15 protein-coding genes are annotated in these 13,685 nt (G+C 58.6%); 9 read left to right on the plus strand and 6 right to left on the minus strand.

The window, feature by feature from the left end:
* Positions 1-90 precede the first annotated feature (90 nt).
* On the minus strand, positions 91-825 hold the full coding sequence (locus VK725_RS15630; protein ID WP_325318983.1) for a response regulator: 735 nt from the start codon (positions 823-825) through the stop codon (positions 91-93).
* Positions 826-870: 45 nt separating this feature from the next.
* Here VK725_RS15630 and VK725_RS15635 point away from each other — a divergent pair, with 45 nt between their 5' ends.
* From VK725_RS15635 to VK725_RS15665, 7 genes are all read left to right on the plus strand, one after another.
* A complete protein-coding gene (locus VK725_RS15635) occupies positions 871-2,892 on the plus strand; it encodes a hypothetical protein (RefSeq protein WP_325318984.1) in 2,022 nt (673 codons plus the stop codon).
* Positions 2,893-3,032: 140 nt separating this feature from the next.
* The gene (gene rlmD / locus VK725_RS15640; protein ID WP_325318985.1) at positions 3,033-4,346 is read left to right on the plus strand and encodes a 23S rRNA (uracil(1939)-C(5))-methyltransferase RlmD; all 1,314 of its coding nucleotides are present in this window, start codon (positions 3,033-3,035) and stop codon (positions 4,344-4,346) included.
* 10 nt (positions 4,347-4,356) lie between these two features.
* Positions 4,357-4,896, plus strand: a complete 540-nt coding sequence (locus tag VK725_RS15645) for a CYTH domain-containing protein (protein WP_325318986.1) — start codon at positions 4,357-4,359, stop codon at positions 4,894-4,896.
* A complete protein-coding gene (gene nagZ / locus VK725_RS15650; RefSeq protein WP_325318987.1) occupies positions 4,896-5,897 on the plus strand; it encodes a beta-N-acetylhexosaminidase in 1,002 nt (333 codons plus the stop codon). The genes VK725_RS15645 and nagZ overlap by 1 nt, the downstream gene beginning before the upstream one ends.
* A 9-nt stretch (positions 5,898-5,906) precedes the next feature.
* The gene (locus VK725_RS15655; RefSeq protein WP_325318988.1) at positions 5,907-6,458 is read left to right on the plus strand and encodes a hypoxanthine-guanine phosphoribosyltransferase; all 552 of its coding nucleotides are present in this window, start codon (positions 5,907-5,909) and stop codon (positions 6,456-6,458) included.
* Positions 6,459-6,496: 38 nt separating this feature from the next.
* Complete coding sequence (locus VK725_RS15660) at positions 6,497-7,261, plus strand: S-methyl-5'-thioinosine phosphorylase (RefSeq protein ID WP_325318989.1); 765 nt, start codon at positions 6,497-6,499, stop codon at positions 7,259-7,261.
* Positions 7,262-7,423: 162 nt separating this feature from the next.
* The gene (locus VK725_RS15665; protein WP_126672720.1) at positions 7,424-7,630 is read left to right on the plus strand and encodes a cold-shock protein; all 207 of its coding nucleotides are present in this window, start codon (positions 7,424-7,426) and stop codon (positions 7,628-7,630) included.
* 63 nt (positions 7,631-7,693) lie between these two features.
* On the opposite strand, the gene VK725_RS15670 is transcribed toward VK725_RS15665, so the two are convergent.
* The 4 genes from VK725_RS15670 to VK725_RS15685 all read right to left on the minus strand — a co-directional run bounded on the left by VK725_RS15670 (position 7,694) and on the right by VK725_RS15685 (position 11,510).
* Positions 7,694-9,466, minus strand: coding sequence for an ABC transporter transmembrane domain-containing protein (locus VK725_RS15670; protein WP_325318990.1), 1,773 nt, complete (start codon positions 9,464-9,466; stop codon positions 7,694-7,696).
* Positions 9,467-9,518: 52 nt separating this feature from the next.
* Positions 9,519-10,625: an acyltransferase gene (locus VK725_RS15675; protein ID WP_325318991.1), complete on the minus strand. Its 1,107-nt coding sequence runs from the start codon at positions 10,623-10,625 to the stop codon at positions 9,519-9,521.
* A 128-nt stretch (positions 10,626-10,753) separates the two neighbouring features.
* A complete protein-coding gene (locus VK725_RS15680; RefSeq protein ID WP_325318992.1) occupies positions 10,754-11,143 on the minus strand; it encodes a DUF1949 domain-containing protein in 390 nt (129 codons plus the stop codon).
* A 142-nt stretch (positions 11,144-11,285) separates the two neighbouring features.
* Positions 11,286-11,510, minus strand: coding sequence for a helix-turn-helix transcriptional regulator (locus VK725_RS15685; RefSeq protein WP_325318993.1), 225 nt, complete (start codon positions 11,508-11,510; stop codon positions 11,286-11,288).
* 77 nt (positions 11,511-11,587) lie between these two features.
* Between VK725_RS15685 and VK725_RS15690 the strand changes: the two genes are divergently transcribed.
* Together VK725_RS15690 and VK725_RS15695 are read left to right on the plus strand one after the other, a co-directional pair.
* On the plus strand, positions 11,588-11,935 hold the full coding sequence (locus VK725_RS15690) for a hypothetical protein (protein ID WP_325318994.1): 348 nt from the start codon (positions 11,588-11,590) through the stop codon (positions 11,933-11,935).
* A gap of 29 nt (positions 11,936-11,964) precedes the next feature.
* Positions 11,965-12,678, plus strand: coding sequence for an enhanced serine sensitivity protein SseB C-terminal domain-containing protein (locus VK725_RS15695; protein WP_325318995.1), 714 nt, complete (start codon positions 11,965-11,967; stop codon positions 12,676-12,678).
* Positions 12,679-12,829: 151 nt separating this feature from the next.
* On the opposite strand, the gene VK725_RS15700 is transcribed toward VK725_RS15695, so the two are convergent.
* Positions 12,830-13,462 carry a hypothetical protein gene (locus VK725_RS15700; RefSeq protein WP_325318996.1) on the minus strand — a complete coding sequence of 211 codons (633 nt, stop codon included), beginning with the start codon at positions 13,460-13,462 and terminating at the stop codon, positions 12,830-12,832.
* Positions 13,463-13,685 lie beyond the last annotated feature (223 nt).

Here is a 13,685-nt window from a genome sequence, read left to right on the forward strand (position 1 = left end):
CCTGATGCGCGAGTTGATTCGCTTTCATCTCGGTGGTGTCGAATTACGTGCCTGGCGGGTCTTGCGTGGCGCACTGACGCGCCGCTGAGGTCACTGCGCGTCCAGCGCGTCGATCGTCTGCAACAACGATTGACGAAAGTCAGCCAGCGGCAGCATCGCACCGCGGTGTGCGAGTTTCAGATGGTGCTGCAATGACACGATGTGTTCGGCCAACGATGTTGCTCCACAAAAGCCGCAGGAAGAACGAAGCTTATGCAGCCGTGTTTCCAGCACGGCTGTATCCGAACTCAGTGCGTCGAGTTCCTCATACAGATGGAACAATTCCTGACGAAAGAGTTTGCGAAGAGCTTGCACAACCGCTGGGGTGCCGCTGGCGTTCAAAGCGAGCTTGTCGTCCAACAGCGGCAACTGCTGGCCATTGACCGCCACCAGCGCCAGGATGCCCTGCAAATCGCTTAGCGTGCAGGGTTTGAGCAGGACCGCATGAAACCCGGACTCCAACAATCTGCGCTGCGCACCTGCATCGAGTTCCGCGCTGCTGGCGACCGCGGGCGTACATGTCGAAAGGGCATGGGTATCACCGCGAAGCTGCTTCAACACAGTTACGGCACCTATGTCGGGCATACGGCAATCCAACAGCAGCAGATCAAACGCTTCGGCGCGTGCTCGGTCCAGCGCCGTCCCGCCATCGGGGCTCAAAGCCACGCGCGCGCCCAACTGCTGCAAGGCGTTTCCCAGGAAGCACCGGCTGGTTGCGTCGTCGTCCGCCACCAGCACGTAGGGTCCTACAGCTTCAGTGGGTGAAGGAGAAGACGGGTCCGGCATGTTTATTGTCCGTTTCGTTCATCTTAGTTTGGCAGAATGGCGGACATGTTTCGTTCATTGCGCCGCTCGCTGCTTTGCCTTTGCATCCTCTGCGGTTTGATTGGGATGGTACCGGCGTGGGCGGATACGATCGTCGCGGCCAAGCGAATCGATCTACCGGGCGCGAACCTGCAGGACGTCACGGCGCAACTTGCGCCCGGTGCGGATCCGAATACGGTAAAGATCAGCTTGCACGCCAGCAAGGCAGACTTTCCATCGCTGGGCTGGCGGAAGGTCGGCCTGACGCTGCAGGGAAACCTGAGGCGCGATCCGCAGATGCGCTGGCTGTTCGATGGCACCGCGCAATTCAGCGGCGCTCCGGGCGGCGCGTTGAGCAATGCCACGATTGCCCTGGTGATGGATGGATCTGCGAACACACTGGAAGTGGACGCGACGCAGGGTGCGATACACATCGGCGCAGCGCTTCCGCTGGATCAGCCCAGCCATGCGCAGATCAACGTGCACAATTTGCCGGCTGGCTGGCTGCAAGGCTTATTGGCAACGGTTTGGGCGGGGCATGTTGCCGGCGGAAAACTGGACGCAGAACTCGCGCTCGATGTACGGGACGACGGCTTCCAATCATCCGGCGATGTCACGACGGCTGATCTCAAATACACCACGCCTGCCGGCAATGTCGCCGCGGACGGGCTGGCAGGGCGTGCGCGTTTCGCGCTGGATGCAACGCGTCGGCCGGCGCAACTTGCATTGAACGGCAGTCTACACGGTGGTCAGTTGCAGTTCGGACCCGTGTTCGCGCGGTTGCCTGAGCATGATATTGCGCTGGATGTTGTGGCCAATATGGAACACGGTGGTGCTGAGGTCAGTCGCCTTCATCTGGATGATGCGGATGCCTTACAGCTCGATGGCGCACTGTCCGTCGATGCAAAAGGCAATCTGCAGAAATTGAAGCTCGATCATTTCCAGGCACGTTTCCCCGCCGCCTATGATCGCTATGGTCAACCATGGTTCGATAATGCACTAGCGCCGAACCTGCACATCAGTGGCCAGCTTGATGGCCATCTCGACTACGTGGCGGATAACTGGCGCAGCTTCGCCTTCCATAGCGACGGACTGGATCTCGCCGACAGCACGGGCCAACTTCAGGCCAATGGCCTTCACGGCAGCGTCGACTGGGCCGAGCAGGGCGACAAATCGCCGACCATGTTCGGGTGGAACCAGTTGGTTCTGCGCAAATACGCCGTTGGCGCCGCGCAATCCCATTGGCATAGTCATGACGGAAGTCTCGCACTGCAATCGCCGTTGGATATACCGCTGCTCAAAGGCCAGGTTCGTCTCACCGCACTGGAATGGCGGCCTGCTGCTTCCAAGGCGCAACGCTTGAATCTCGCTGCCAGCGTGGCAGGCATCGACATGGCGACGCTGAATCAAACCCTCGGCTGGACGCCGATGGCGGGCACACTGGACGGCACGATTTCGTCCATGTCGTGGAGCAACGATCGATACGAGTTTCAAGGCGAACTCACCATCAAGGCGTTTGACGGTACTGCCGTTCTCACGCACCTCTCCGCACAGCAACCGCTGAGTGAAAATCCGGCCATCACCGCGGATATGGCGTTGCATCAGCTCGATCTGGCACCGCTTGCCGATACCTTCAATTTCGGCAGTATCACCGGCCGGCTGGATGGCTCGATCAACGGTTTGCAACTCGTGGGCGGTAGCCCCGTCGCATTTAAGGCGTCGTTGCTTGCCCAGAAGGGTGGAAAGATCAGCCTGCATGCCGCCAACAATCTTTCTGTCGTCACCGGCGGGACCGTGGCAGGCGGTTTTCAGGGTGCCGTGATGAAGCTCTTCAAGACGCTCAATTACAAGCGGATGGGGATCGATACGACGCTGCAGAATGGGGTGTGCACGTTCAGCGGCCTCGATGGGGATGCCAGCGGCTACACCATTGTCGAAGGCAGTGGCTTGCCCTATCTGCACGTAGTGGGCGAGCAGACCCGCATCGACTGGCCGCTGTTCTTGCACCGCCTCAAGACAGCGTCCCAGGGCGCCGTCGCCGACCGCTGATCCTCCCATCCGGGCGTTCCGGCCGTGGCTGGTATCATGGGCAGATGCGGACGGCTGCCTAAGGCCTGCGCTGTCTCTCGTTACCTCATTCCCATGCCCGGGCCTTTCGATCCGGGTGCCTCGCTTTTCCAAGAGTACCGATGAAAGAATTTGAAGCCGCCATTACCGATTTGAGTCACGACGGCCGGGGCGTTGCACGCATCGACGGCAAGACCGTCTTCGTCAGTGGCGCGTTGCTGGGCGAGCAGGTGCGCATCCGGATACGCAAGCGTCATCGCAATTTCGATGAGGCCGAAACCATCGAAGTGATCACCCCGTCGGAGCATCGCGTCGAGCCGCGTTGCCGTCACTTTGGACAATGCGGCGGTTGCTCGTTGCAACATCTCGATGCGGTCGCGCAAATCGAGGCCAAGCAACGTGTGCTTGTCGATAACTTTGCGCGCATCGGCAAGGTGGAACCGGAAAGCTGGCTTGCTCCGCTTACCGATGACGCCTGGGGTTATCGTCGCAAGGGTCGTTTATCCGTGCGCGCAGTGGCCAAGAAAGGTCGTGTTCTCGTCGGCTTTCGCGAAGAAAGCAATCCGCGTTTCGTTGCCGACATCACGCATTGCGATGTCGTGCATCCGGCGCTTGGACCGAAGATCGGCCTGCTTGGCGAACTCATCAGCAGCATGGATGCTGCAGCGGAAATTCCCCAGATTGAATTCGCCGCGGGCGACGACACCATTGCACTGGTTTTCCGTCACCTGCAACCACTGAGCGAGCACGATCGTGCTGCGCTCATCGCGTTTGGCCAGGAGCACGGCTTTGCGATGTACCTGCAGCCGGGAGGCGTCACCAGCGTACATCCGCTGTGGCCCGAACATCCGCGGCTCGCATTTCGAATTCCTGCCGGGGAAGGCGTGCAGGATGTCGAACTCGAATTTCAGCCGCTCGACTTCGTGCAGGTCAACGCAGGCATGAATCGCCGCATGATGGCGCGTACGCTCGAATTGCTCGATCCGCAGTCCACCGATCATGTGCTGGATCTCTTTTGCGGGTTGGGCAACTTCACCTTGCCGCTGGCGCGTCGCGTCGCGGAAGTGACGGGTGTGGAAGGGGAGCATGGCCTTGTCACACGAGCCGCGGAGAATGCCACGCGAAACGGCATCGCTAACGCGCGCTTCCACGTGGCGAATCTGTTTGAAGATCAGCGCGGCACGGATTGGTCCCGCAAGCCGTGGGACAAGATATTGCTCGATCCGCCACGCGCCGGGGCCGACAAGGTGCTCGAATATCTGCCGCACAAAGAGACCCGTCGCATTGTCTACGTATCCTGTCACCCCGCATCGCTGGCGCGAGACGCTGGCATCTTGGTCAACCAACATGGGTTCCGGTTGAAATCCGCTGGCGTGATGGATATGTTCCCGCACACCGCGCACGTCGAATCCATCGCGCTATTCGAGCGCCGCTAAGGGGCTGACGATGGGCATCGAAATCGAACGCAAATTTCTCCTCGCCAACGATGATTGGCGACAGGCCGTGACGGAAAGCAAGCGCATCGCCCAGGGTTATCTGGTGGATGTAAGCGCTATGCGAGACGGCACGGCGCGTGCGTCGGTACGGGTACGTATCAGTGGCGGGCAAGCGTGGCTCAACATCAAGTCGGTGGACTTGGGCGTTTCGCGCGCGGAATACGAATTGCCGTTGCCGCTCGATGATGCGAAAACCATGCTTGAGACACTGTGCGATGGTGCGCTGGAAAAAACTCGCCACCACGTCACCGTCGACGGGTGGCTCTTCGAGATCGATGAATTCAGCGGAAGCAACAGCGGGTTGATCGTGGCGGAAATCGAATTGCCCGCTGCCGACGCCAGCTTTCCGCGCCCCGCGTGGCTGGGACGGGAAGTCAGCGAGTTGGAGCGGTATTACAACGTGAATTTGATCGGGCATCCCTACACCACATGGAGCCACGCCGAGCGCGAAGCGAGCGACGCCAAACCAACGCAGGGAGCACAGGCCTGATGTTGCTGATCGGTATCGCCGGACCCACGTTGCTACCGCACGAGCATGCATGGCTGACGGCGCGTGGCGTGGCCGGCGTGATTTTGTTTTCGCGAAACTATGCCAATCGCGATCAGCTATTGTCGCTGGTCGAATCGATCCGCGATGTGGCGGGTGAAGACGCGCTGATTGCCGTCGATCAGGAAGGTGGTCCCGTACAGCGTTTTCGCGAAGGCTTCACGCGATTGCCGGCGCTCGCGCGCATTGGCGAGGTGTACGACCGCGATCCTGTCGAAGCCGTGCGCCTGGCCGAAGAACATGCATGGGTAATGGCCAGCGAATTGCGCGCCAGCGGCGTCGATTTCAGTTTTGCCCCGGTGGCGGATCTTGCACGCGGCAATGCCGCGATTGGTTCACGCGCTTTCCATGCCGATCCGGCGATTGCGAGCGAACTGGTTCAGGCCTATGTGCGTGGCATGCATCTGGGCGGCATGGCTGCCGTGTTGAAGCACTTTCCCGGCCACGGTTCGGTCGCGGCGGATACCCACAAGGCGCAGGCGATCGATACGCGCTCACTGGACGATATCCGGCGCGATGATCTTCGTCCTTTCACGGAAGCCTTCACCGCTCACCCGGAGGCCGTCATGATGGCGCACGTGGTCTATCCCGCGGTGGACGATCAACCCGCGGGCTATTCGCGTCGCTGGATTCACGACATCCTGCGCAACGAACTCGGCTTTCAGGGTGCCGTGATCAGCGATGACATCAGCATGGCCGCCGCAGGTGTCGCGGGCGATGTGGAAAAACGCATTCACGCGCACCTGGCCGCTGGCTGCGATCTCGTGCTGGCCTGTTTCCCCGATGTGGTGGAAGAGGCGATTTCCGCGCTGCCGCAACCTTCCGAGGCCAGCATGCAGCGCATCGCCACGCTGCGTGGCGCCATCGGCGCGACCTGGGCCGGCTTGCTGGACAATCCGCAACGCGATCGCTTTGTCGCCCGTATCACTGCATTGGATCACTAAGGAATCGCCATGAGCCAATCTCCACCGTCCCTGGCCGATGCGCTGCTGCGCTCAGACAAGTTATTCGACCGCGAACAGCTGGACACCGTGATTGCGGACATGGGCCGCGCCATCGATATCGCACTCGATGGCGAGCGCGCGGTGTTCCTTACCGTCATGAATGGTGCGTTGGTGTTCGGCGGCCTGTTGGCACTGACGATCCGTACCGACGTGGAATTCGATTACGTTCACGCCACGCGTTATCGCGGTAAAACATCCGGCAGCGATCTGCATTGGCTGCGTGAACCCATGGTGTCGTTGCAAGACCGCACCGTGCTGCTTGTCGACGATATCCTCGACGAAGGCCATACCCTGAAAGCCGTTCGCGACGATTGCTATCGCCGTGGCGCCAAGCGTGTGCTGGTGGTGACGCTGTGCTGCAAACAGCACGATCGCCTCGTCGAAGGTATTACCAGCGACTTCAACGGGGTGGAATTGCCCGACCGCTACGTCTTCGGTTTCGGCATGGACTACTACGAACAAGGCCGCAATCTGGCCGCCATCTATGCGCTGAAAGAATAGGGCGCCATCATGCTTTCTCTTCACTTGTAAACGTATTCATGCCAGGCCATTCCATGACCTCTTCCATTGATCTCGCCGTGATCGGCGGCAGCGGCCTCTATAAATTTCCGGGCCTCGAAAACACCTCGCGCCAAAGCGTCGATACCCCTTACGGTCCGGCATCGGGCGATGTGGTAATCGGCGACTTTGCAGGCCGCCGCATCGCCTTTTTGGCGCGCCATGGCGAAAGCCACACGCTGCCGCCGCATCGGGTGAATTACCGCGCCAACCTCTGGGCGCTGCATCATCTGGGCGCGCGCCGGGTCATCGGCGTGAATGCGGTGGGTGGCATCCGCGCCGACATGGGGCCGCGTGTCATCGTCATTCCCGACCAGGTCATCGACTACACCCACGGGCGCTATACGAGCTTTTGCGATGTCGAAGGCGCCGAGGTCAAACATATCGATTTCAGCGAACCGTATACCGCCTCGTTGCGGACGGCATTGATCGGCGCAGCCCATCGCGCAGGCGTCGCGGTGATCGACGGCGGTTGCTACGGTGCAACACAAGGACCGCGTCTGGAAACCCGCGCCGAAATCGCCCGCATGAAACGCGACGGGTGCGACCTGGTCGGCATGACCGGGATGCCCGAAGCCTGCCTGGCCCGGGAGCTGGAACTGGATTACGCCTGCCTTGCGTTGGTGGCCAACTTTGCCGCGGGCTGCGGCGACGAAGCTGAAATCAGCATCGAAGAGATCTTTGCCCACCTGGCGGCAGCCACCGCCCAGGTGCCGCCGATCCTTGCCGAATTGCTTAAAACCTAAGCAATCAACCCGCTCTCGGTCATACCAGGCGCAGTCACATATTGCGCTTTACCCAGAAACGTGCAGATACTTTCTCCGTGCCAGGGGCGGTGGACCTAGGGGTAGAGGTTGGTTCTCGCAGAGACTTGGTGCATCCAGTCCTTAGATTCAGAGGTTCACGCAATGCGTTTCGGTACGGTCAAGTGGTTCAACGACGCCAAGGGTTTCGGCTTCATCGCACCCGAGGACGGTGGGGAGGACGTGTTTGTCCACTTCTCGGCGATCAACTCCAAGGGCTTTCGTAGCCTGCAGGAAGGCCAGCGCGTGAAGTTCGAAGTCACCCAGGGCCCGAAGGGCGCCCAGGCTTCCGGTGTCGAACTCGCGGTCTGATTAGCCAGTCGTAAAAGTAGTTCCGGGAAAGCCTTGCTTCGGCAAGGCTTTCTCTTTTGGGGCTCAGGCCACAAATTGCAGGCGTGCGAGTTCGGCGTAGAGACCGTCTTCGGCAAGAAGGCTTGCATGCGTGCCTTGCGCAATGATGCGACCGCCGTCCATCACCACAATGCGATCGGCACGCTGCACCGTCGCCAGACGATGCGCGATGACCAGCGTGGTGCGGCCTTTTTCCAGCCGTTCCAGCGCCTTTTGAATCGCCGCTTCCGATTGCGCATCCAGCGAGGAGGTGGCTTCGTCCAGCAAAAGCAGCGGTGCGTCGCGCAGAATGGCGCGCGCAATGGCAATTCGCTGGCGCTGACCGCCGGACAGACGTACGCCGCGCTCGCCCAGCTCCGCCTTATAGCCGTCCTGAAGCAGCTGGATGAAATCGTGCGCTTCGGCTGCGCGTGCGGCCTCGTGCACGTCGTCGTCGCTGGCGTCTTGTCGCCCGAACCGGATGTTGTCTGCAGCGGTACCGCCGAACAGGACGGTTTCCTGCGGCACGAGTGCGATGGCGCCGCGCAGTTCCGGCAGCGTCATCGCACGAAGATCGACGCCATCGAACGTGATGCGGCCACGCTGCGGATCATAGAAGCGCAGCAGCAGCGCAAAGACGGTGCTCTTGCCGGCGCCGGAAGGTCCCACCAGCGCCACTGTTTCGCCGGGGCGTATATCGAGACTGAAATCGTGCAGCGCGGGGGCGTCCGGCCGCGTCGGATAACGAAATTCGATGTCTTCAAAGCGCAGCGCACCGCGTACGGGTTTTGGCAGTGCGACGGGGCTGGGTGGATCGGCGATTCCTGCCTCCTCGGAGAACAGCTCGTCAATGCGTTCCATCGCACCCGCTGCGCGCAGCACGTCACCCCACACGTCCGACAGGCCCATCATCGAGCCGCCCGAAAAAAACGCGTAGATCACGAACTGGGCCAATACACCGGTATCCAGTGTGCCCGCCAGTACGTCGAGTGCACCGACCCAAAGAACCAGGGTAATGGCGCCGAAAAACAGCGTCATCACGACGGCCGTGAGGATGGAGCGCGTGCCGATACGCTTTCGTGCCGTCGCTAACGCGCGCGCAATCGCGCTGCCGTAGCGGTCGCTTTCGATGCCTTCGCGCGCATAGGCTTTCACGGCTGATGCGGCGTTGAGTGTTTCGTTCGCGATCGCCGCCGCATCCGCCAGGCGATCCTGGCTCTCACGCGAAAGTTTCCGCACGCGACGGCCGAATATCAGGATGGGCAGCACCACGGCGGGAATCACCAGCGCCGTCAGCCCGGCGAGCCGAGGGCTCGTCCAAATCATGGCGGCAGTTGCGCCGATCAACATCACCGCACTGCGCAACGCTACCGAAATGCCCGAACCCACCAGGGCCTGCACCACTTCGGTATCGGTGCCCAGACGTGAAATGAGTTCGCCCACACGGTTGCGCTCGAAAAAGCCAACATCCAGGCGAATGACGTGTGCGTAGAGCTTCGCGCGAACGGCGGCAAGTGTGCGCTCACCCAACAGCGTGATGCAGTAGAAGCGTGCCGCGGTGGCGAAAGCCATCACCAGCGCAACACCAAACAATGCCAGGAAACTGCTGTTTATGGCCTGCGTACTGGAGTTGCGAAAACCATGATCGATCATGTGCCGCACGGCGGTGGGTAACACCAATGCGGCACCTGACGAAATGGCCAAAAACAGCAGCCACCCCAACGCCAGCATTCGATTGGGCCGCACAAACGGCCACAACAGCTTCAGCGAGCCGATGCGGCGAGGGGGTTTGGGATCGTTGGCCGGAGTTGTACTCATGGGGTCTCGCTGTATGCCAGTTCGAATTCACATGGGGCCCGCGGCAGGCGATTCAATCACTCGCCGCCGGGAATGGCTCCTCTGCGTCCGCAGCGGTGCGCCCCCGACGGGCGGTATGTCTATCTCGCAGGCGCAGGAACGGGCGTTCCACGCCATAGTGGAGCAGGGCTCCGAAAAGGAGAATCGCTGCGGCGTAGATCGAAAATGCGGCCCAGCCGTGTATCTGCGGGTGCGTGGACAGCAAGCTCGCGACCCGATGCATGGCCAGTTTGTGGCTGAGGTAAAGGCTGTAAGACATTGCAGCCATCCAGCCCGCTCCAGGGACTTGCCAGCGCCCGAAGCTCTTCACACCCGCCGCGGCGGCGACCAGAAGAGCGAACCCAAGTGCGAGCAGCGGAAAGCCGAACACAACCGGTGCAAAGGTGCGATCGCGAAACAGCCATATCGCGAAACCGATGACGATGAGTCCCGCGACAGCAAGCGTATTCGCGCGCGATTGCAGCGCTGCCCAGCGTTGTGGTTGATGCAACTGGATGGTCGCCACCAGCACGCCTGCCATCAATCCATCCATGCGCGTATATGTTGGGTAGTAAATACTCTCCAGATAGCTCTCGCCATGCACGGATGCATAGCCACGTATCACCATTCCTGCCGCAACGACGAACACGCACAGGCTGATGACAAGAGTGCGCGAATGGCGACGTGTCAGCCACCACGCCAGCAACGGAAATAAAAGATAGAAGTGTTCTTCGACGCATAGCGACCATGCGTGCGAGAAAGCCTGATTGTGCTGATAGTTGATCAGTAGATTGACCGTGAACGTCAGAAACTGCCACGCAGGCTGCAAGCCCGGTGCTTCGCGCCAGCTCGGAAGAAGCACGTAAATGGCCAGTACCGTCAGAAACGCGGGAAGGATGCGATAGGCACGGCGCTGATAAAACCCGCCCAGCTGTAACGGTTCGCCAAGGCTCAAAGGTTTGAGCAGCTGATAGCCGATCAGGTATCCGCTCAACACGAAAAAGAGATCGACACCCATCCACCCGTAACCGGCGATGGCATCGTAAGGGGCGTCAAGACCGCCGACGATCCAGGAGTGGAAAAGCATCACCCAGACGATCGCGATAGCACGCAACACATCGAGGCCGGGAAGGCGATGCATGGAGGTCCCCTCTGACCGGAACGTGCCCGTGCTTCATGCTCGGGCTCGACGTCGGGCCAGCATGCGAGTTTTCCGTAGAGATGGGTAACGCGGAAGGCGGGGTTCTGGCGTTTCGATGACGCGTCAGTTCAATCGAGTTCGTAGGCTTCGTGACGGCCACGGCTGATGTCGACGATCCGCGTTTTCGCATCGGCAACGGCATCGCTCGGCAAGCGCAGATGCAAGGTCACGCCGGTGGCATCAAACGTTTCCTGTTCGATGTCGGCACTAAAATCTTTCAGGCGTGCCTTCATGCGGGCGAGGTCGGAGAAATCACATCGCACACCAAGACGGACCATCGTTACGATGGGCGCGCGCTGAGCCAGTCGTAGGCATTCCGCTGCCGTTCCACCGTAGGCGCGCGCAAGCCCGCCGGCACCGAGCTTGATATTAGTATACCCGTGACATACCGAACCATGGACATGCGCCGCGAGTCGCATTTTCCAGGGTCGGACTTTAGGTGTCAGGATGTCCAGCAAAGGTAGGCCATTTCATGGACATTTCGCCTGGTTTTGTCCATGGGTAGAAGGAGGCTGAAGGTCATCCTTCCATCCTATCGCCAACGTTGAGCGGGCCGAAACATGCCGCCGGCTATCAGGGGCGGGCGGGCTCTCCGCTTAATCACACTCCTGCGTGCTTTACGAGAGTGGCTATGTCCCACTTCAATCCTGTCGCGACCCTCGACAGCGTAAAGATGGTCAGATTCTTTTTTCCCAGTTCAATTGGCCCGTAATAAGCACGATGCATGCCTATCGCATCTGCAAAGCTTTCTTGACTGAAGCCTAATGCCTCACGCCGCTTTCGAATCGCATTCGCAAGTCGCTTCTGAATGGTCGCCTTTTCCATGTCGCGACCGTACGAATATGCTACTTTTAAGACTACGCCCTTAAAGATAGGCTACTTATAAGTTTCAGGAGGCGACTATGGGTCTAAGACTTGTGGACGACGATCTCGACGTTTCCCTGGACCTGCCATTCAACGCCTCGGTGAGGGAGGCACTTTGCATTCAAATGCAGCGATGTGCCAATGGTTGCACCAAGCCTTCATTCGAGCGGCGAATAGTTGAGAGTTTGACTGCATTAATTGACATCGATCTAAAGCCTCCGTCGACGAGTCAAATCTCTTACGCCATAAGTATCGCCAAAGCGCTGGACATTGCGCTTCCAGGGGAGGCGCTTAGGCACAAGGGTTCAATGATCGATTTCTTGAGCCGTTATGCACCCATCTTCAAGGAACGTAGTCAAAAACCAAAACACGCATTCGACGAATAAATGGGTTTGTCTTGCGAAGACCGGTAACCATGACGATCAACTTCATTTTGCTCCTGGCCGAATCAGCCAACGATCCTACTAAGGAGCCCGAGGTGCTGAGAGCGATGCTAAACGCGCCGTTATACGCGCACGTTCCAGCGTCCGATGACTCTTCTCGTCTACGATTTATACAATTTATCAGGCGGGACAATGGCAAAACTGTGCTGCCTATTTTTAGCGAGCGATCGAAGGCTGACGAATCTGCTGCGGGTGACGTGCGTGTGATATGCATGCGTGGCCGAGACTTACTGACAATAACGCTTGGCGCGACACTGATGCTTGATCCTAATCATCGCGACTGCGTGTTCTACCCTGAAGAGATGGAGGCACTTTTGCGAGAAGGAAGCGCCGGCATGGCCATAAACCGCACTACCGAAAGTACGACGAGAGTCGCGGTTTCGTCCCCAAGAAACATACCTGCGAAAATGGCTTCTGCGCTTCGCTCGATGTACACAAAGCTCGGATCAGTGCAGCGTGCATATCTCACGATTGTCCGGATGGAGCACGATTTCCATCACCCGTCACTGTTTATCGTTGCCATTGCTCGAGTTGAAGAGCGAGAGCGTGTGCTTCGTGCCACTGTGGCGGCTATCCAGCCACATATTGAAGAGCCTGGATTACCCATCGATATAGCGGTGATAGCCCCTGATGAGGAAACTTCAAACTGTTTAACCAAGGGTGCGCGAATCTACCGAAAGATTTAGGCACCTCCACGTTCTTGCTTCCTAAGAGGTTCTAAGAATTTTCGAAAGTGTGTGCGCCGAGGAAATCGCACTAGCGGGGCGACAAAATTGACTACCTCTTCCTTGCCACATCGCTTGGCGTGTGACGTAGCTACGGCAGAAAGAAACCCGCCTATAACGGCGGGTTTTCTTCCACGAAGCTTTGCATCTTTTCTATAAACTTCGTTCCATAGATAGATTTATAGACAAGCTTGAGGCCGATCTTGTTGCACACGTTCACGGCTCTATTGTGGAACGCATCACTTTCAATAGACCTGTAGAAAATAAACAACTCAACCTCTTGACCTGGCCTAATTGCGGTGCCTGGGCCTGGCATTATGCAGTGAATGTGAGCGACATCGGTTAGTTTTTTGAATAGTTCGGGTGGCATCGCTTGCTTGTTCATGTCATAGCTGACACCTTCATAAGTTATTGCAAGATCTTTAACAAATGCGGGGCCAAGACCGTCATTGGTGACAGAAAGTGACACGGGCTTACCGATGGCGCGCGAGACATTTACGTCAATGTGTGGTCGCACAGAAAGTTTGTTGTGCCTTACCATTGCCAATGCTTGCCAGATCGACAGAAAGAAGGCGCAGGCCGCAACAAAGACCGAGCATGCGGCCATAATGTCTGAATGGTTCCAAGTCGTGAATTCCTTTACCAGTGCGGTTAGCTCGGGCAGGAATCCGGATGGTGTGCTGGAGCTTTGCGGTTGCAGAACATGTAAAAGCACCTGAGTCCCCTGTTTGGATGGATCAAGCATCGCCCGAGTTGCTGACTAACTCATGTTGATGATACGCCCCAACAGGATCATCAAAAATAGCCTTCATGGTGTCCATCGTGTGCGCGTGCGGGTTGTCCCTGATATTTGCAGTTGGAAAATACCATTAACCACCCTGGCGTTTTTTTTGCGCAGTATGCTGGCACGCGACCAACCGGACTAAGCACTAGCAGTGGAGCGACCATGACTAATTTTTCAGATGCAT

Source organism: Dyella sp. (assembly GCF_035486915.1).
GTDB lineage: Bacteria > Pseudomonadota > Gammaproteobacteria > Xanthomonadales > Rhodanobacteraceae > Dyella_B.